Source organism: Sphaerisporangium krabiense (assembly GCF_014200435.1).
Classification (GTDB): domain Bacteria; phylum Actinomycetota; class Actinomycetes; order Streptosporangiales; family Streptosporangiaceae; genus Sphaerisporangium; species Sphaerisporangium krabiense.
Genome location: NZ_JACHBR010000001.1, coordinates 2,117,673 through 2,135,689, shown reverse-complemented (window position 1 = coordinate 2,135,689; position 18,017 = coordinate 2,117,673). Strand labels below are relative to the sequence as shown.

Below are 18,017 nucleotides of genomic sequence, written 5' to 3'. Positions count from 1 at the left end.
GGGGCGGAACATGACTGAATGTCATTCAGGGCAATGTCTAGCACGGTGCCGAGAAGGGCGTCAACGGACACATGTGCGTTACATTCCCGCAACTTGAATCCCGTTCGGTGGGACTGTTGACCACCCCTTCAGCAGCGTGTTTAGCTTCTTCAATGCCGATCGGAAGCCCCGAGCGTGACGCGGTACCCGCTCCGCGCGGATTCCATGCGGCGATGAATGACATTCAGATGGCGGTTTCACCAGCCATGTCGCCTCGCTGAGGAGGACCCGTGCTCTGGGTTGCGATCATCGGGCTCGTCGCGACCGGCGTCGCGCTCGCCCTGGCGGGCCGCCGCGTGGCGTTCCTCTCCAGGCTCGCCACCAGCGGCCAGCCCGCCCCCGAACGCCTGCGCTACGCCAGGGAGAACGTCGGGGCGGAGATCAAAGCCCAGGTGGTGGAGGTCTTCGGCCAGAAGAAGCTGCTGAAGTGGACGCCGTCCGGCACCGCGCACTTCTTCGTGATGTGGGCGTTCTTCATCCTCGCCACCGTCTACCTGGAGGCGTACGGCGCGCTCGTCCAGGGGGCGATCACCGGCGAGCCCGACTTCCACATCCCGCTCATCGGGACCTGGCCGGTGCTCGGGTTCCTCCAGGACTTCATCGCCGTCGCCGCGCTCGCCGGACTGGTCGCCTTCGCCGCGATCCGCGTCAAGAACTCGCCCAAGAGACTCGGCCGTGGCTCCCGGTTCTCCGGCTCACATCTCGGCGGCGCCTGGCTCGTGCTCTTCATGATCTTCAACGTGATCTGGACGCTGTTCCTGTTCCGCGGCGCGTCGATCAACACCGGGAACTTCCCCTACAGGTCGGGCGCGTTCGCCTCCGAGCTCACCGCGAGGATCCTGCCCACGAGCACGCTCCTGGAGGAGATCGGCCTCCTCCTGCACATCGGCGTGATGCTGGTGTTCCTGGTGATCGTGGTGAACTCCAAGCACCTGCACATCTTCACCGCGCCGCTGAACGTGCTGTTCTCCCGCCGTCCGGACGGCCTGGGGGCGGTGCCGGAGATGCGCAGCAACGGCAAGGTGCTCGACTTCGAGGAAGCCGACCCCGAGGTGGACGTGTTCGGGCGCGGCAAGATCGAGGACACCACGTGGAAGGGGTTCCTCGACTTCTACACCTGCACGGAGTGCGGCCGGTGCCAGTCGCAGTGCCCGGCGTGGAACACCGGCAAGCCGCTGTCGCCGAAGATGCTGATCCTGGACCAGCGCGACCACGCGTTCCAGGTGGCCCCGTACCTGCTGGCGGGCGACGCGCAGAAGGACTCCTATCCGCAGGACGTGCTCGCCCTGCTGGAGAAGCCGCTGGTCGGCGAGGAGGGTGTGATCCATCCGGATGTGTTGTGGTCGTGTACCAACTGCGGGGCGTGTGTGGAGCAGTGCCCGGTGGACATCGAGCACATCGATCACATCATCGACATGCGCCGCTACCAGGTCATGATCGAGTCGAGCTTCCCCTCCGAGGCGGGGGTGATGCTGAAGAACCTGGAGAACAAGGGCAATCCGTGGGGCCTGCCGGAGGGCAAGCGCGCCGAGTGGATCGAGGAGCTGGCCTCCCGCGAGGTCGACCCCATCGAGGTCACGATGGTCGACGACAAGATGCCCGAGGACGTGGAGTACCTGTTCTGGGTGGGCTGCGCCGGGGCGCTGGAGGACCGGGCCAGGAAGACCACCAAGGCCGTGGCCGAGCTGCTGCACATCGCGGGGGTGAGGTTCGCGGTGCTGGGGCCGATGGAGGCGTGTACCGGGGATCCGGCTCGCCGGCTTGGGATGGAGTTCGTGTTCGACATGCTGGCCCGGCAGAACATCGAGACGTTGAACGAGGCGGGGGTGAGGAAGATCGTGGCGACCTGCCCGCACTGCTTCAACACCCTGGCCAATGAGTACCCGCAGCTCGGCGGTCACTTCGAGGTGGTACACCACACGCAGTTGCTGGCGCACCTGGTGGAGGCGGGCAAGCTGACGCCGGTGACGCCGATCGAGGAGAAGATCACTTATCACGATCCGTGTTTCCTGGGGCGGCACAACAAGGTGTACGCCCAGCCGCGCGACATCATGGCGACGGTGCCGGGGGTGCGGACCCAGGAGATGCACCGCTGTAAGGAGCGGGGGTTCTGTTGTGGCGCGGGTGGGGCGCGGATGTGGATGGAGGAGCGGATCGGTAAGCGGATCAACACCGAGCGGGTGGATGAGGCGCTGACCACCGATCCCGACACCGTGTCCACCGCGTGCCCGTTCTGCCTGGTGATGCTGGGGGACGCGATCAACGAGAAGAAGAACACCGGCCAGGCCAAGGAAACCCTGGAAGTCGTCGACGTCGCCCAGCTGCTCATCAAGTCCGTCAAGGGCGAACCCGTGGCGAGCGGCCCCGCGGGACGGTGAGCCGCCCCCGGATCACCGGCCCGGGTCCGGACGGCGTTCCGGGCGCCGTCCGCCCTCGGATCACCGCACCGGGGCCGGACGGCGTTCCGGCCGCCGGCCGGGTCCGGGCGGGTTTCCGATGGCTTTCCTCATCCGAGGATCCGCCCGCCGCCTGACTCGGGGCATTTACTCGGCGATCAAAGATTTCCCGATGAATCGGCCGCGCCGGCTCCGGCGCGGCCGATTCGCCGTCACCAGCCGCCGTCGTCGCGGACGGTGACGCCGAACGCCGTGGCCGGCCGGGCGTCGGGCCGGAATTGCTGGTCCATGGGGGAATTCGCCAGCCGGGCGAAGACGTCGATGGCGCGGGCGACCAGTTCCTCGGCCTCCTCACGCGTGGCGCAGGCGGCCACTTCCCGGCAGATCCCGCCCATGGCGTCGGTGACGATCGCGACGATCGCCCGGATGGCCAGCGGATCGTCCTGCCCGGCGGTGTTGGCGCTGTCGCGCAGCAGCGCGGAGTTCTGCCGGAACCACTCCTGGTTGATCCGCCGGGTGCGCAGCCCGAACCCGGGCGGGGTGTCGCCGTCGGCGGCCAGCCGCACCACGTCGCGGTGCTCCCAGGCTCCCAGCAGGTAGGCGCGGGTCCCGGCCAGGAACAGCCGCAGCCCGTTGGTGACCCCCGCGGCGCGCACCGCGATGACGGTCTCGCGGGCGCGGGCCTCCTGGCTGCGCTGGTACTGCAGCCAGATCGCCACGTAAATGTTGGTCTTGCTGCCGTAGTGGTAATACAGCGAACCCACGCTCATGCCCGCGCGCTCGGTGATGTCGCTCACGCTCGTCGCGGAGAAGCCCTTTTTGACGAACAACTCGCGCGCCGCCTTGACCAGGCCGCGCGCGGCCTCGGTCTGCAACCGCGGATCGTCGAGATCGATGACCGCCTCGGTGTCGTCGCCCTCTCGGGACGATCTCCCCTGCTTTCTCGGCGCCGTGCCCGGCTTGGCCATTCGATCCCCCACCACGTCTAACACGTCCACTGACACCCCACATGTCTGAATCCCATTCAGTCTATGACAAGAGGCGGCCGCCCTCACTGCCACCGCCCCAGGAAACCGGCTCGCGTGCCAGGAAAAGATTGAGCGGCCGCGTCGGCAGGTAATGGTGATCATGTGACGAACACGCAGCTCACCGTTCCGGACACCCGCGGCGGCGACCGATGAGCCTCTCCAGGCGGCACATGGGGACGCTGGGCCTCTCGCTGGGGCTCGCCTCGCAGGGGAGGACCCCGGCGTGGGCGGGGGCCGTGGCCGGGCCGCCGGAGGCTCCGCCGGGAGTGAGCGCCGAGCGACTGGCCGGAGACGAGCGCTTCTGGCGTGGCGTGGCGCGCCGGTACCGGGTGGCCCGGGACTTCGTGAACCTGGAGAACGGCTACTACGGGATCATGCCCGAGCCGGTGCGGCACGCCTACCACCGCGCCGTCGACCTGGTGAACGAGCGCAACAGCCACCTGCTGCGCACCGCCTACAAGGACCGGGCCGAGCAGGTGCGGCGGCGCGTCGCCGCCGCGGCCGGGGTCCCGCCGGAGGAGATCGCGCTGACCCGGGGCGGCACCGAGGCGCTGCAACTGCTCATCGCCGGGTACCGGCGGCTGCGCCCCGGCGACGCGGTCATGTACGCCGACCTCGACTACCCCGGCATGCAGTTCGCGATGAACTGGCTGCGCGAGCGCCGGGGCGTCGACGTGGTGCGCGTCGTGATCCCCGAGCCGGTGAGCCGCACCCGGGCCGTGGACGCCTACGCCCGGGCGCTGCGCGACAACCCCCGCGTGCGGCTCCTGCTGCTCAGCCACATGAACAACCGCACCGGCCTGGTGCTGCCGGTGGCCGAGCTGGCGGCGACGGCGCGGGCGTCGGGCGTGGACGTGATCGTGGACGCCGCCCACTCCTGGGGGCAGCTCGACTTCGCCGTCCCCGACCTCGGGGCGGACTTCGCCGGGTTCTCGCTGCACAAGTGGATGGGCGCGCCGCTCGGCACCGGGTTCGTCCACATCCGTGGCCATCGCCTGGCCGACATCGACCGCGCCTTCGCCGACGAGACGTATCCCGCCGGCGACATCCGCTCGCGCGTGCACAGCGGCACCCTGGACGTGGCCGCCGTGCTCGGCGTGCCCGCCGCGCTGGACTTCCACGACGCCCTCGGCGCGGCGGCCAAGCAGGCGCGGCTGCGGTTCCTGCGGGACCGCTGGGTCCACCAGGTGCGGGACCTGCCGAACGTGGAGATCCTCACCCCCGAGGACCCGGCCATGTACGGCGCGATCACCGCGTTCCGGCTCACCGGGCACACCTCCGACGCCGCCAACCAGGCCATCGTCGCGCACCTGTACGACCGGCACCGGATCTTCACCGTCCAGCGCGGCGGGACCGCCGGGGGCGCCTGCGTCCGCGTCACGCCCGCCCTGTTCACCTCACGGGACGAGGTGGACCGGTTCGCGCGCGCCCTGCGGGTCCTCGCGCAGCACATGAACGGCCAGCGCGCACGCCCCGCCGAGCGCCGCGAGGGCCAGCCAGGGAAGCGCCGGGGACCGGAGGTCGATCAGCAGGCCGACCAGCAGGTTCCCCGCCGCGATGCCGACGCCCGCGACCGTGTTGTAGAGGCCGTAGTGCGTGGCCACCATCCGGCCCCGTGACAGGGTCAGGATGGTGTCCATCTCGAACGGGTAGCTCAGCGTCGTCCCGAGCGCCAGCACGGCCGTGCAGACGACGACCGCGGCCACCTGCGCCGCCGTGGAGCGGGGCCAGAGCGTGACGCACAGCGCGGGCGGCAGGAACGCCGCCCCCATGAGCAGCAGCCCGCGGGTGATCGCCGCGGAGTTGCTCCAGCGGCGGCGCGCCCAGTCGGTGATCCGCGTCTGGCCCGCGATGGCGACCGCCGCCGACAGCACGAACAACAGGCTCACGGCCCCGCTGCCGCCCGCCGCCAGCGGCAGCAGCAGGTAGATCTGGAAGGACAGCACGTACGCGCCCGCCATCGCCGCGCAGAACAGCACGAACGGCCGGTCGCCCAGCATCCCCCGCCACGCGGCCAGCACGCCGGTGGCGGCGCCGGTCGAGGCGGGCGGGACGGCGCAGCGGGGCAGCGCGCGGATCTGCACGACGGTGAGCACGGCGAACAGCGCGGCCGCCACGAGGCAGACCAGGCGGAAGTCCAGCGCCACCAGCGCCAGCCCGATCAGCGGCCCCGCCAGGATGCCCGCCTGGTAGAACACGTTGAACAGCGCGAACGCCTCCACGCGGCGCGGCCCGGCGTCGTGCGCCAGGTAGGCGCGCACCGCGGGGTTGAACAGCGCGCCGGCGAACCCGGTGGCGACCGAGGCCACCAGCAGCGCCGGCAGCGAGTCGGACAGCCCGAGCAGCGCGAACCCGGCGGTGCGCAGCAGGCAGCCGCCGACGATCACGGGCTTGTACCCGAGCCGGTCGGCCAGCGTGCCGCCCAGCAGGAACAGGCCCTGCTGGGACAGGTTGCGCACCCCGAGCACCAGCGCGACCGCCCAGGCCGCCATGCCGAGCCCCGCCGACAGGTGACCGGCGAGGTAGGGCATGAGCATGTAGAAGCCGATGTTGATCGTGAGCTGGTTGAGCATGAGCAGCCGCACGCCGCGGTCGAACGCGGCCAGGCGCCGCCACATCAGCGGCTCACCACCGTGGAGCAGCGGGTCCAGCGCGTCACCTCGGCCTGCCCGGGATGCCGGATCTCGTCGGGCTCCTCGGCGGGAGGCCGGCCGAGCAGGTCATGGGCCGCGCAGTAGGCGTCGTCGAAGACGGTGGTGTAGTAGCGGGCGGGCCCGTCGGGGAAGACCGTGACGATCCGGGCGCCGGCGGGCAGGGTGCGGGCGCACCAGGCGGCGACGACGGTGACGGCGCCGACGCTCCAGCCTCCGGTGGTGTAGTGCGTGGCGGCCAGCGTGCGGCAGGCCCACACCGCCTCGTGCGGGGCGACCCAGTGGACCTCGTCGAACCAGCGGTGGGCGACGTTGCGCGGGTGGATGCTGTTGCCCAGGCCGCGCATGAGCCGTGGCCGGGCGGGCTGCCCGAAGATGGCCGAGCCGATCGAGTCGACGCCGATCAGCCTCATGTCCGGGTACCGGCCGCGGAGCACCTTGGCGATGCCGGCCGAGTGACCGCCGGTGCCCACGCTGCACACCAGGACGTCGACGCGGCCGATCTGGTCGATCAGCTCGCCCGCCAGGCCGGCGTAGGCGTCGACGTTGTCGGGGTTGTCGTACTGGCTGGGGCAGTAGGCGGCGGGGTCGGCGGCGAGCAGCTCGCGCACCCGGTCCAGCCGGGCGCGCTGCCAGCCTCCGGCCGGGTGCGGGGTGGTCACGGTGTCCACGCGGGCGCCGTACGCCGACAGGAGGCGTGCCACGATCGCCTCCATGCCGGGGTCGGTGACCACGGTGAGGGGGTGGCCGTGCGTGATCGCGGCCAGCGCGAGGCCCAGCCCGAACGTGCCGGACGTGGACTCGACGATCGTCGCGCCGGGGGCCAGGTCGCCGCGGGCTCGCGCGCGCTCGATGATGTGCCGGGCGGCGCGGTCCTTGACGCCGCCGGGGTTGGCCCCTTCGAGCTTGGCCCAGAAGCCCCGGCCGGCGGGGGAGAACGGTTCGGAGATACGGCGGACGGGGGTGTTGCCCACCAGATGGGCGACGGCGGGGAAGGCGATATCAGGTGAAAGGGTCGACATGGTGACGCACGCTCTCTCCGGCGCGGTCGGCGCCGGCGTCGCTGGATGATCGGCACGGCGAGCGAGCCCGGTGCCCGGTCCGGACAGCGGCTCGCCGGCCGTCAGCGACGGCAGATCTCAAGCGTGTGCGTCAGCGCGGCCCTCTCCCGGTGACAGCGCGGCGGGGCGCGGCCCGGCCGCTCCCGTGGAGCGGCGGAGACGGGGGCCGGGGTGACGGCGGGGACGACCAGGACGGCCGGGGCCTGCGCCGGGACCGCGCAGCCCCAGGCGGGCGGCAGGAACACCTCGGGGTGGGCGGACTCGTCGTGGTGGTCGTGCGGCGGGTTGTCGGGGCAGGAGTCCACCACCGGCGCGCCGAGCTGGAGGCCGTGCTGGTGCGGGGCGGTGACGTGCGTCCACAGGTGGGCGACCGTGATGACGCCGACCAGCACGCAGAGCCACGCCCCCCAGCGTGGCTCCCCGCGCGACCGGCCCTCGGCATTCATGACTAGTCACTACAAGTAACACGATCACCACCCTGTGTCGGTGCCGGACGGGTAATCAGTTCACCTCAGGTGTCCGACGGCGGCTCGTCGCGGCGCGGCGGGACGACGGGTTCCAGCCGGAACAGGCCCGTGGCGATGTCGGTGTGCGCGGGGGAGGGGGTGGGGCGCCCCGCGACCGCGCGGAGCACGTCGGTGGCCGTGACCAGCCCTTCCAGCGTCTCCGATCGGCCGATCACGGGCAGCACGTCGACGCCGTGGTCCACCATGGCGGCGGCGATCGCCGGCACGGTGGTGGAGGGCGACACGTGCGGGCACGCCCGGCCGGCCAGCAGGTCCCTCACCTGGCCGGCGGACTGCACGGCGGGGCCTCCCGACCAGTGCGCGGCGACCTGCTCGCGGGTGAGCACGCCGTGCAGCCGCAGCCGGTCGTCGATCACGGGCAGGTGGTGGACGCCTCCCCTGCGCATGATCTCCCAGGCGATCAGCGGCGACTCCTCCGGCCCGACGGTGACCAGGACCCGGCTCATCACGTCGGCGGCCGTCAGCCGGTCGAGGTTCATGACGCCTCCGTCCCCCGGGCGTGCGGCCGGTCGGCCGGGCCGCCGCGCAGCGCGTCCACCACGTCGACCACCCCGTTGACCCGCCCGGCCATCTGGGTCAGCAGCCGCGCGTCGCGGGCGGTGGCCATGTGCCCGGTCAGGGTCACGACGCCGTCCTTCACCGACACCTCCACCTCGGGCCGGTACGGCCACAGGGCGCCGACGACGTCGTCCTCGATCTCCGCGGCGATCTCCTCGTCGGTCCTGAGGAACACCGCCAGCAGGTCGTGGCGGCTGACGATGCCCCGCAGGCGCCCCTCGTCGTCCACGACCGGCAGGCGCTTGACGCCGTTCGCGCTCATCCGGCGGGCCGCGGTGACCACCGAGGCGTAGTCCTTGATCGTGACGGCCGGGCTGGTCATGAGCTCGGCCGCCGTGTCGCCGCGCGCCCGGTCCTCGGCCCCCGGGCCGCGGCCCGTGAGCCTCTCGCGCAACCGCGCGCCGAGCGGCAGGTGATAGCCCTCGGTGTAGTACTGCCGCTTGAACTCCTCCTTGCGGAGCAGGTCCGCCTCGGAGATCATGCCGAGGACGTGCCCCTCGCCGTCGACGACCGGGACCGCGCTGACCTCGTGGTGGATCAGGATTTCGGCGACATCCTTGAACGGCGTGCTCCCGTTGACGGACGCGACCTTGACGGTCATGACGTCCCGCACTTTCTTCCGCATGCTCGGCTCCCTCGCGGGTGGACGGCCTCTTCCAGCACATCGCCCGGAGGCCCCCGCGGGACAGGGACGTAGGCCCCTTTCGGCCGAGGCGTTCGGCCCCGTCCTCAGGAGAACAGCGGCATGCTCTGGCGGGTGGTCCGCCTGTGCCAGCGGGACTCGGCCGCCTTGACCAGGAAGGTGAGCGGGATCGTGAGCATCAGGTAGGTGACGGCCAGGGCGACGACCACGGGCAGGACGTCGTAGGTGCGGTCCATCACCGACCGGCCGGTGTGCAGCAGCTCGGGCAGGCCCACCGCCGCGGCGATCGCGGTCAGCTTGGTCAGCGCGACGAACATGTTCAGGCCGGGCGAGGTCAGCGCGGAGACCAGCTGCGGGAAGATCACCTTCCGGTACGTCTGGCCCGTGGTCAGGCCGAGCGAGTACGCGGCCTCGAACTGGCGCACGCCCACGACCTGCACGCCGCCCCGGACGGCCTCGGCCCAGAAACCGGCCTGGGTGACGCCGAGGGCGAGGACGGTCGCGGTGAACGGCGTCAGCTCGACGCCGTGCGCGGTGATGCCGTAGAACAGCAGGTAGATCGCCAGCAGCTCGGGCAGGCTGCGCAGGAGCGTGCTGACGAAGAACTGCGTCTCGCGCAGCCAGCGGCGCCGGCTCAGGCCCGCGAGCCCGAGCCCGGTGCCGAGGACCGTGCCGAGCAGCCAGGCCACCGCGCTCACGCCGACCGTCACGGGGAGCGCCTCGGTGATGAGGCGGATGTAGAGGTCCATCAGCCACCCACCACCGGCGCGACCGGTTCCGCCGCGGCCCGCCTGCTCCCGCGCCGTGCCCGGCCGCCTTCGGCGAGCCGCCCGAGGTAGGACACGGGGATGTTGATGGCGAGGTAGATGACGCCGACGAGGGCGTACACCTCCAGCGGGCGGAACGTCTCGATCATGAGCTGGTTCGCGTGCAACGTCAGCTCGGGGACCGTGATGATGGAGGCCAATGCGCTGCCCTTGACGATATAGATGAACCCGTTGACGGCGTGCGGCAGGGCCGGGCGCCGGAGCCGGGGAAGGATCACCAGGCGGAGCGCCTGCCACCGCCGCATCCCGAGGCTGGCCGCCGCCTGCCACTGCCCGATCGGGACCGACCGCAGCAGGCCCTTGAAGACCTCCGCGATGTAGGCGGACTCGTTGAGGACGATGGCGATCACCACCAGCTCGAACGCGTCCAGGCCGAGCCCCTTGAGCTTGGGGCCGAACCCGAAGTACAGCGCCGCCAGCAGCACCGGGAGCGGGATGCTGCGGAAGATCTCGACGAACGTCCCTGACAGCGCGCGCACCGACCGGCGCGGGCTGATCCGCCACACGGCGAGCGGCACGGCCAGGGCGAACGTCAGCACCGTGCTCAGGACGACCAGCAGCAGGGTCGTCCACAGACCTTCGAGCAGGAAGCCGAACCAGTCAGCCATCAGGCGCAGTGCTGGGTCGGCCGCTCGGCGGGAGGCGTGTACTCGGCGCCGCCGACCTGCCACTGGTCGAGCTGCTTCTGCCACTCGCCGGAGGACACGAGCTCCTGGTACACCTGGTCGATGGCGTCGGCGAGGCCGGGGTTCTTGCAGTTGACGTACTCGTAGGTGGCCGACTTCGCGACGTTCTCCGGCAGTGAGAAGTCGCCGTCGGCGAACGTCTGCAGGGTCAGGTCCGGATGCGACCTGATGATCCCGGGCGCGGTTCCGGTCGAGCCCATGAACGCGACGACCTGGCCGCCCAGCACCGCCTGGGACGCCTCGGCGTAGGACGGGAAGAGCTTCACGTTCTCCTTCCCGTAGTAGTCGAAGAGGTAGGAGTTGTAGGAGAACCCGTTCACGGACGCGATCGGCTTGCCCTTGAGGCTGTCCACGTTGTCGTACTTCGTGCTCTTGAGCGTCAGCGCGCCCAGCCGGTCGGTGATGTTGGGCCGGGTGTAGAAGACCTGCTTGGCCCGTTCCTCGGTGTAGTAGATGCCGGTGCCGACGTCGGCCCGGCCCTGCTGCACGGAGAGGATCTGCGAGGCGAACTCGGTCGGCATCGGCTGCAGCTTCAGGCCGTACTTCTCGGCGACCTTGCCGATCAGGAATCCTTCGTACCCTTCGAGCTTGCCGCCGTCGCCTGAGGCGATCTTGGGCAGGTAGCTCTCGGAGTAGGTGACCGTGAGATGGCCGGGCTTGATCACTTTGAACGGCAGGTCGCCCGCGGCGGCCTCCTCGTCCGACCCGCCACAGCCCGTCGCCGCCAGCAGCCCGGCGAGCGCGACCACGGCGCCCAGCCGGCGCGCGCGGCCCATCGCCATACGCCTCGTACGCATGAATGAGTCAACTCCAATGGTGTGGTTCCGGTACGAATTCCTGGGGCGGCCGTCAGACCGCGTAGCCCGAGCGCGACAGCGCCTGGAGGAACCGCTGGGTCCGTTCGTGTCGCGGGCGTTCGAAGATCTCGTCCGGCGTGCCGGTCTCGACGATCTCCCCGCGGTCCATGACGACCACCCGGGTCGCCACCTCGCGCGCGAAGCGCATCTCATGGGTGACGACCAGCATGGTCGCCCCGGACGTGGCCAGCTCGCGCATGATCTCCAGCACCTCGCCGACCATCTCCGGGTCCAGCGCCGACGTCGGCTCGTCGAACAGCAGGACCTCCGGCTCCATGGCCAGCGCCCGCGCGATCGAGACGCGCTGCGCCTGGCCGCCGGAGAGGGTGGACGGGCGGGCCTCGGTGAAGTCGCGCAGGCCGACGCGTTCGAGCAGCGACCGGGCCGCCCGGCCGGCCGCGGCCCGATCCGAGCCCTTGACCTGGACCGGGGCCAGCGCGACGTTGTCGAGCGCGGACAGATGGGGGAAGAGCTCGAAGCTCTGGAACACCATCGCCGTGCGGGTGCGCAGCCCCCGCAGCGACGTGGAGCGTTCCCGCGCCGACGCCGCGAGCGGGAAGTATTCGACCCCGCCGACGCGCACGGCGCCGGCGTCGGGGATTTCGAGCAGGTTGCAGCACCGCAGCAGCGTGGACTTGCCCGAGCCGCTCGGCCCGATGACGCACACCGTCTCGCCCGCGTCCACCGACAGGGACACCTCGTTCAGGGCGACGAACGACCCGTACGACTTGCGGATCCCCTCGAGGGTGATGACCGCCCGCGTGTGCTCCATACGTTCCCGCCTCATCGTCCTGCGTGCCGCGGCTTTCCGTTAGGCAGGGAGTTTAGGTGAGGCGCGGCGCCGTGCACCCCGCTGTAATACAGGACACATAGGCCCGCCGTTCCTAGCATCCGCAGGAACACTCGGCGGGCGCGGCGTTCCGGGCGGGACCCGCACTGATCACCTTTGACCTGCCCTGCATAACGACGGACGGCACGGCGTGGGATCCATATGGTTCCTACGATGCCCGTGGCTTTCCTTGCTTCCTAACGTGGAGACCTCGCCGCCAGGGGGCGGTGACACGCATGGGAGGCTGCGCATGGCCGGTTCGGCCGCCGACGTGGGCCGCGACATGGTGGTCTTCCGCCACGACACCGCGGACCTGCGCCCGAGTGACAGTGACATCTTCGAGGGCGGGCGGGTCCGCTCCGGCCCCGTCGCGGAGATCGCCGCGTCCATCACCGCGATGCGGGAGAGCCAGGTCCGGTCGGCGCTCGTGCGCTTCGACGCCGGCGCCCGGACGCGGCTGCACACCCACGAGGGCGACCAGATCCTGATCGTCACGGAGGGGAGCGGGCACATCGGCCGTCCGGGCCGGGACGTCGTGGTCGGCCCCGGGGACGTCGTGGTCGTCCCGGCCGGCCTCCCGCACTATCACGGCGCCGGCCGTGACACGCCGATGGCGCATCTGACCGTGCTCTTCGGCGCGGGCACCGACGTGGCCGATGGGCACCGGCACTGGCCGCCGGCCGAAGGAGACGACTCGTGAACGACCCCCTGCTCTTCCGGCGCACCATGGGCCGCTTCCCCACCGGCGTCACGGTCGTCACGACCCGCGACGACGCGGGGCGGCCGTGGGGCATGACGGCGAACTCGTTCACGTCCGTCTCGCTGACCCCGCCGCTGATCTCGGTGTGCGTCGACCGGCGGGCGGGCAGCTTCTCCGCCTTCTCGGGATGCGGGATGTTCGGCGTCAGCATCCTGGCCGAGCACCAGCGCGATCTCGCCGTCCGGTTCGCGACGCCGCTCGACGACAAGTTCACCGGCCTCGCGACCCGGGAGGACCACCCGGGGGCGATCCTGATGTCCGGGGCGGCCGCCACGCTGGCCTGCTCCGTCCACACCCGGGTGGACATCGGCGACCACGTGATGCTGGTCGGCGCGGTGGAGGAGTGCGCGCTCGGGCAGAGCGCGCCGCTCGGCTACTGCGACGGGTCGTTCTTCACGACCGCGGGCGTGGACACCCCCGTGGGCGAGCGGCGGCCGGGCCGGCGGATCCTCGTCGGCTGGCTCGTCGAGTACGACGCCAGGATCCTGCTGTCCCGGGACGCCGCGACCGGCGCGTGGCGCCTTCCCGTGGGCCCCCTCCAGGCGGGCCCCACCATGTCCGCCGCGCTCGTCGACACCTCGCGCGCCCTGATGGGGCAGGTCATCGAGCCGGAGTTCCTCTACTCGGCGATCGACCTCAGCGAGTCGGAGACCTGCCACGTCTACCGGGCCCGGCCGAGCGTGCTGCCCGAGCAGACCCGGGACCTGCGCCTGTTCGCGGAGGACGAGATCCCGTGGGCCGAGCTGTCGCACTCCTCGATGCAGGTGATCCTGCGCCGGTACTTCGACGAGCGGGTGAGCGACCGCTTCGGCATCTACCTCAACCTGGGCGCGGGCCGCATCGCCAAGATCGAGCGGGAGTCACCGTGGACCGCCGACCACGCCGGCGATTACGAGCGCGCCGTGTCCTAGGACACCTCCGACCCGCGGACGACGGACCGTACGGAGGTTTCGCGCCATCGACGCCCAGAGCCTCACAGAAAAGACACTAGAGATCGGATCGGCATGGACCTCGGACTTTTCCTCTCCTACCAGGTGAACGACGACGCCCAGTACGAAGGCGTCTACGACCGGATGCTCGCCTGCGCGGTCGCCGCGGACCGCGCGGGGTTCGCCCGCGTATGGGTGCCCGAGCACCATCTGGTGCAGTTCCTGCCCGCCCCCTCGGCGCTGATCCAGGCCGCCGCCATCGCCCAGCACGTGGAGTGCCGGGTGGGCACCGCGGTCGTCGTGCTGCCGTACCACGCGCCGCTCCAGCTCGCCGCCGAGGTCGCGGCGACCGACCACCTGACCGGCGGACGGCTGGACTTCGGCGTGGCCCGCGGCGCCTACAAGTACGAGTTCGACATCTTCGGCATCGACTTCAGGACCAGCCTGCCGCGCTTCATCGAGACGCTCGACGCGGTCCGCGCCCTCTGGCTCACCGGCGACGCCGGCGCGTCCTTCACGGGCGAGTACGTGAACTTCGAGGGCGCCTACGTCTGGCCGCGTCCCCGCCAGCTCCCGCACCCGCCGATCTGGGTGGGCTCCCAGGCGCCCGCGGCCGTCGAGGACGCCGCCGCCCGCGGCTACAACGTCCTCAACTCGCTCTTCCTCTGGGACGACGACCACGCGGCGAAGGTCGTCGAGGCGTTCAAGCGCGGGCAGGCCAAGGCGGGGCTCGCCGGCCGCACCCAGCTCGGCATGACCCGCTACGCCTTCGTCGTCGAGGACGAGGCCGAGGTGGAGCCCCGGCTCCGCGAGATCCTCGAAGGCTGGCGCATCCACCGGCAGCTCCACGACTTCACCCAGAACGCCGACGCGCGCGGGATCGTCCGGCCGGTCCCCGGCCCGGACGAGCCGACCCTGGACGAGCTGCGCGCCACCCTGCTGGTCGGCACCCCCGGCCAGGTGCGCGACAAGATGCGCTTCTACCGCGACGCCGGGGTGGACCTGCTGAACCTGAACCTGACGTTCGGCGCTCCGCAGGAGCTCACGCTGCGGTCCATCGAGCTGTTCGGCGAGATCGCCGCGTCGCTCGGCGAACCCGCCGTGGCGCGCTGATGCCGTCCCACCCGGACCTGCCCGCGCACCTGCTCGGCACGCTGATCATCGGTTCGCGGATCGTCGGCGTCGATCGCGGCGACCTCGCCGAGAACCGCGGCCCGGTGGGTCCCGCCGCCTGGCCGGTCGCGGTCGCCTCCCCGGAGCACGCGCTGCGCGCCCTGGACGCCGCGGCCGCCGCGCAGCCCGCCTGGGCGCGCGCCCCCCTGGCCGAACGGGCGGCCGTCGTGCGCGGCTACCGGGCGTTCCTGGCCGCGGAGGCGGAGGCGCTGGCCCGGCTGATCGTGCTGGAGACCGGCAAGACCATCACCGACGCCCGCGCGGAGGTCGCGGTCGCCGGCGCCGTCGTGGACGAGCTGCTGGCGTGCGCCCCCGCCGCCGTCGAGGCGCACGAGGACGGCGACCGGTCCGCCCGGATCACCACGCTCCGCGCGCCGGTCGGGCCCGCGCTGCTCATCACGCCGTGGAACTTCCCGCTCGCGATGGCGAGCCGCAAGGTGGTCTCGGCGCTGCTCGCCGGGTGCGCCTTCGTGCTCAAGCCCTCCGAGCGCACCCCGCTGACCGCGATGTCCCTGGTGGAGGGGCTGCTGACGGCCGGGCTGCCCGAGGGCGTCGGCTCGGTCGTCCCCTCGCACCGGTCCGCCGAGATCCTCGCCGCGCTGACCGGCGACCCCCGGCTCCGCAAGATCTCGTTCACCGGTTCGACCGCGGTGGGGCGGAAGGTGCTCGCGGCCAGCACCACCCACTTCCCGCGCGTCGGCCTGGAGCTGGGCGGCAACGCGCCCGCCGTGATCTGCCCGAGCGCCGACCTGGAGGAGGCCGTCCGCACGATCTGGCAGGCCAAGATCTTCAACAACGGCCAGGCCTGCACCTCGCCCAACCGCGTGCTGGTGCCCGAGTCCGCCGCGGCCGGCGTCTACGAGCTGTTCCGCGCCGCCGCCGAGGCGACCACCGTCACCGACCCGTGGGAGGAGTCGGCCCGCCTCGGGCCCGTGATCGGCCGGGAGTCCGCGGACCGGCTGCGCCGTCTGGCCGAGGGCCCGCACGGCGGCGCCGTCGTCACCGGGGGCGTCGCGCCCGGCACGCCCGGCGCGGCCGTCGCCGCGACCGTCGTGCTCGGGCCCGACCCCGCCGCGGGCGTCTGCGCCGAGGAGCTCTTCGGCCCCGTGCTGCCGGTGGTCCCCTACCCCGGCGACGATCTCGGCGCGGCCCTGGAGCTGGCGAACGCCACCGAGTACGGGCTCGCCTCCTACGTCTTCGGCGACGCCGCCGAGACCGGCCTGCTGGCGGCTGGCCTCGACGCGGGCATGGTCGCCGTCAACCGGGGCGGCGTCTCGCACCCCAAGGCCGCGTTCGGCGGCGTCAAGCACTCCGGCTACGGCCGGGAGAACGGCGTCGAGGGGCTGCGCGAGTTCCTCGACACCCGGACGGTCCTGCGTCCCGTACCTCCACAGGAGCCCGCACAGTGAGCATCGCACCCGGCAGCATGACCATCTCGTCCCGGCGGATCATGACGATGGACGCCGCGGCCACCGTCCTCGACGGATCCGTCGTGGTCCGCGACGGCCGGATCGCCGCGATCCTCCCGGCCGGCGTCGCACCGCCCGCCGGCCTCCCCGTGACCGACGTCGGCGACCGGCCGCTGCTGCCCGGCTTCGTCGACCCGCACGTCCACATCGAGATGGCCGCGCTCGCGATGTGGGGCGCCGTGGACTGCCACACCCCGCCCTGCGGGAGCATCGAGGAGCTGATCGAACAGCTCCGCGCGCACGCCCACCTGCGCGAGCAGCGCGGCGGGTGGCTGGTCGGCCAGGGCGGGCTGTTCGCCGGGCGGCGGTTCGCCGAGCAGCGCCTGCCCACCCGCGAGGACCTGGACCGGGTCAGCACCGCCTTCCCCGTGGCCGTGCGCTTCGGCGCCCACGTCACCGTGGTCAACAGCCGCGGGCTGGAGCTCATCGACGTCGGCGCCCTGCCGGAGACCGGCGACGCCTACATCGGCCGCGACGCCGCCGGGCGGCCGACCGGCGAGCTGCACGAGCTGTTCTACGCCCTGCCGATCCCGAGCCTGACCGAGGCCGAGCTGGCGCAGGCCGTCGAGGAGACCGCCGAGCGGTACCTGACCCGGTACGGGGTCACGACGGCCGGTGAGATCACCACCAGCATGGCGGGCGCGCGGCTGCTGGCGGAGCTGGCGGGCACGGCGCGGCTGCCGATGGCGGTGGACGCCTTCGTCTGGGCGCCCGGCACGCTGCCCCTGGGCGAGCTGTTCGACGCGCGCCGCGCCGGCCGGCTCGACGACCCCTCCAACCCGGCCTTCCGGTACCGCGGCATCAAGATCTTCGTGGACGGCGGGTTCTCGGCCGCGGGCGCCGCCGTGCTGCGGCCGTACGCGCAGGAGCGGGACGGCGAGCCGCAGTCCGGCCGCATGGCCTACACCGCCGGCGACCTCGCGGACCTGATCCGGACGACCGACGAGCTGGACCTCCAGGTGACCGCGCACGTCAACGGCGAGCGCGCGCAGCGCGAACTGTGCCGGGCCGCGCTCACCGCCCGGGGCGGGGACGCGGACGGGCGCCCGCCGGTCCGCCTGGAGCACGCGGGCAACGTGCTCACCGACGACGCGACGCTGGACCACTGGCGGCGCGCCGGGGCCGTCCCGATCCCGCAGGCCGGGTTCATCTACACGATGGGCAGCTTCATCCCCCGCTCCATGGGCGACTACGCGTTCCCGGGCATGTTCCGCTTCCGCGACCTGATCGACCGCGGGTGGCGCGTCTGCTCCAGCTCCGACGGCGCCGGCTCCGAGCTCCTCCAGTTCAACCCCCTGTTCGGCGTGCAGTGCGCGGTCACCCGCGTGTCGTGCGTGGGGGAGGAGGTCAACCCCGGCCAGCGGATCACGGTGATGGAGGCGCTGGAGATGCACACCTCGTCCGCCGCCGCGGCGATGGGCCTCACCGACCGCGGCTCGATCGAGGTGGGCAGGCGCGCCGACCTCGTCGTGCTGGCCGCCGACCCCCGCGACGCCGCGCCCGGCGAGATCTCGTCGATCGCCGTGGACGCGGTCACGGTGAACGGCGCGGTCGCGCGGCGGTACGGGTGACCGGACGCGTTGG

At 72.0% G+C, this 18,017-nt stretch carries 16 protein-coding genes and 1 pseudogene; 7 read left to right on the top strand and 10 right to left on the bottom strand.

Annotation, left to right across the window (positions count from 1 at the left end; translation table 11 throughout):
- Window positions 1–269: 269 nt before the first annotated feature.
- Window positions 270–2,417: a (Fe-S)-binding protein gene (locus tag BJ981_RS09215; protein ID WP_184609897.1), complete on the top strand. Its 2,148-nt coding sequence runs from the start codon at window positions 270–272 to the stop codon at window positions 2,415–2,417.
- Between the two features lie 230 nt (window positions 2,418–2,647).
- Here BJ981_RS09215 and BJ981_RS09210 read toward each other — a convergent pair whose 3' ends face one another.
- Window positions 2,648–3,418: a TetR/AcrR family transcriptional regulator gene (locus BJ981_RS09210; RefSeq protein WP_184609895.1), complete on the bottom strand. Its 771-nt coding sequence runs from the start codon at window positions 3,416–3,418 to the stop codon at window positions 2,648–2,650.
- A gap of 194 nt (window positions 3,419–3,612) precedes the next feature.
- Here BJ981_RS09210 and BJ981_RS09205 point away from each other — a divergent pair.
- A pseudogene (locus BJ981_RS09205) lies at window positions 3,613–4,839 on the top strand (aminotransferase class V-fold PLP-dependent enzyme); the annotation flags it as partial.
- A 21-nt stretch (window positions 4,840–4,860) separates the two neighbouring features.
- Here BJ981_RS09205 and BJ981_RS09200 read toward each other — a convergent pair.
- The 9 genes from BJ981_RS09200 to BJ981_RS09160 all read right to left on the bottom strand — a co-directional run bounded on the left by BJ981_RS09200 (window position 4,861) and on the right by BJ981_RS09160 (window position 12,045).
- Window positions 4,861–6,081: an MFS transporter gene (locus BJ981_RS09200; protein WP_239139812.1), complete on the bottom strand. Its 1,221-nt coding sequence runs from the start codon at window positions 6,079–6,081 to the stop codon at window positions 4,861–4,863.
- Window positions 6,081–7,136: a PLP-dependent cysteine synthase family protein gene (locus BJ981_RS09195; protein WP_184609892.1), complete on the bottom strand. Its 1,056-nt coding sequence runs from the start codon at window positions 7,134–7,136 to the stop codon at window positions 6,081–6,083. Before BJ981_RS09195 ends, BJ981_RS09200 begins: the two co-directional genes overlap by 1 nt.
- 101 nt (window positions 7,137–7,237) lie before the next feature.
- Complete coding sequence (locus BJ981_RS09190; RefSeq protein WP_184609890.1) at window positions 7,238–7,621, bottom strand: hypothetical protein; 384 nt, start codon at window positions 7,619–7,621, stop codon at window positions 7,238–7,240.
- A 65-nt stretch (window positions 7,622–7,686) separates the two neighbouring features.
- Window positions 7,687–8,181 carry a CBS domain-containing protein gene (locus tag BJ981_RS09185; protein ID WP_184609888.1) on the bottom strand — a complete coding sequence of 165 codons (495 nt, stop codon included), beginning with the start codon at window positions 8,179–8,181 and terminating at the stop codon, window positions 7,687–7,689.
- Window positions 8,178–8,885 (bottom strand): CBS domain-containing protein, encoded by a 708-nt coding sequence (locus BJ981_RS09180; protein WP_184609881.1) that lies wholly within the window; start codon window positions 8,883–8,885, stop codon window positions 8,178–8,180. The genes BJ981_RS09185 and BJ981_RS09180 overlap by 4 nt, the downstream gene beginning before the upstream one ends.
- A 104-nt stretch (window positions 8,886–8,989) precedes the next feature.
- Entirely contained in the window at window positions 8,990–9,652 is a 663-nt protein-coding gene (locus BJ981_RS09175) for an ABC transporter permease subunit (RefSeq protein ID WP_184609879.1), read from the bottom strand.
- Window positions 9,652–10,338 (bottom strand): amino acid ABC transporter permease, encoded by a 687-nt coding sequence (locus BJ981_RS09170; protein WP_184609877.1) that lies wholly within the window; start codon window positions 10,336–10,338, stop codon window positions 9,652–9,654. Before BJ981_RS09170 ends, BJ981_RS09175 begins: the two co-directional genes overlap by 1 nt.
- The gene (locus tag BJ981_RS09165; protein ID WP_184609874.1) at window positions 10,338–11,213 is read right to left on the bottom strand and encodes a substrate-binding periplasmic protein; all 876 of its coding nucleotides are present in this window, start codon (window positions 11,211–11,213) and stop codon (window positions 10,338–10,340) included. The genes BJ981_RS09170 and BJ981_RS09165 overlap by 1 nt, the downstream gene beginning before the upstream one ends.
- A 52-nt stretch (window positions 11,214–11,265) precedes the next feature.
- Window positions 11,266–12,045 (bottom strand): amino acid ABC transporter ATP-binding protein, encoded by a 780-nt coding sequence (locus BJ981_RS09160; protein ID WP_184609873.1) that lies wholly within the window; start codon window positions 12,043–12,045, stop codon window positions 11,266–11,268.
- A 307-nt stretch (window positions 12,046–12,352) separates the two neighbouring features.
- Here BJ981_RS09160 and BJ981_RS09155 point away from each other — a divergent pair, with 307 nt between their 5' ends.
- The 5 genes from BJ981_RS09155 to BJ981_RS09135 all read left to right on the top strand — a co-directional run bounded on the left by BJ981_RS09155 (window position 12,353) and on the right by BJ981_RS09135 (window position 18,004).
- A complete protein-coding gene (locus BJ981_RS09155) occupies window positions 12,353–12,802 on the top strand; it encodes a cupin domain-containing protein (protein WP_184609871.1) in 450 nt (149 codons plus the stop codon).
- Complete coding sequence (locus BJ981_RS09150; protein ID WP_184609869.1) at window positions 12,799–13,773, top strand: flavin reductase; 975 nt, start codon at window positions 12,799–12,801, stop codon at window positions 13,771–13,773. Before BJ981_RS09155 ends, BJ981_RS09150 begins: the two co-directional genes overlap by 4 nt.
- A 93-nt stretch (window positions 13,774–13,866) precedes the next feature.
- A complete protein-coding gene (locus tag BJ981_RS09145; protein WP_184609867.1) occupies window positions 13,867–14,904 on the top strand; it encodes an LLM class flavin-dependent oxidoreductase in 1,038 nt (345 codons plus the stop codon).
- Complete coding sequence (locus BJ981_RS09140) at window positions 14,904–16,373, top strand: aldehyde dehydrogenase family protein (protein WP_184609865.1); 1,470 nt, start codon at window positions 14,904–14,906, stop codon at window positions 16,371–16,373. Before BJ981_RS09145 ends, BJ981_RS09140 begins: the two co-directional genes overlap by 1 nt.
- Window positions 16,370–18,004, top strand: coding sequence for an amidohydrolase (locus tag BJ981_RS09135; RefSeq protein WP_184609864.1), 1,635 nt, complete (start codon window positions 16,370–16,372; stop codon window positions 18,002–18,004). Before BJ981_RS09140 ends, BJ981_RS09135 begins: the two co-directional genes overlap by 4 nt.
- Window positions 18,005–18,017 lie beyond the last annotated feature (13 nt).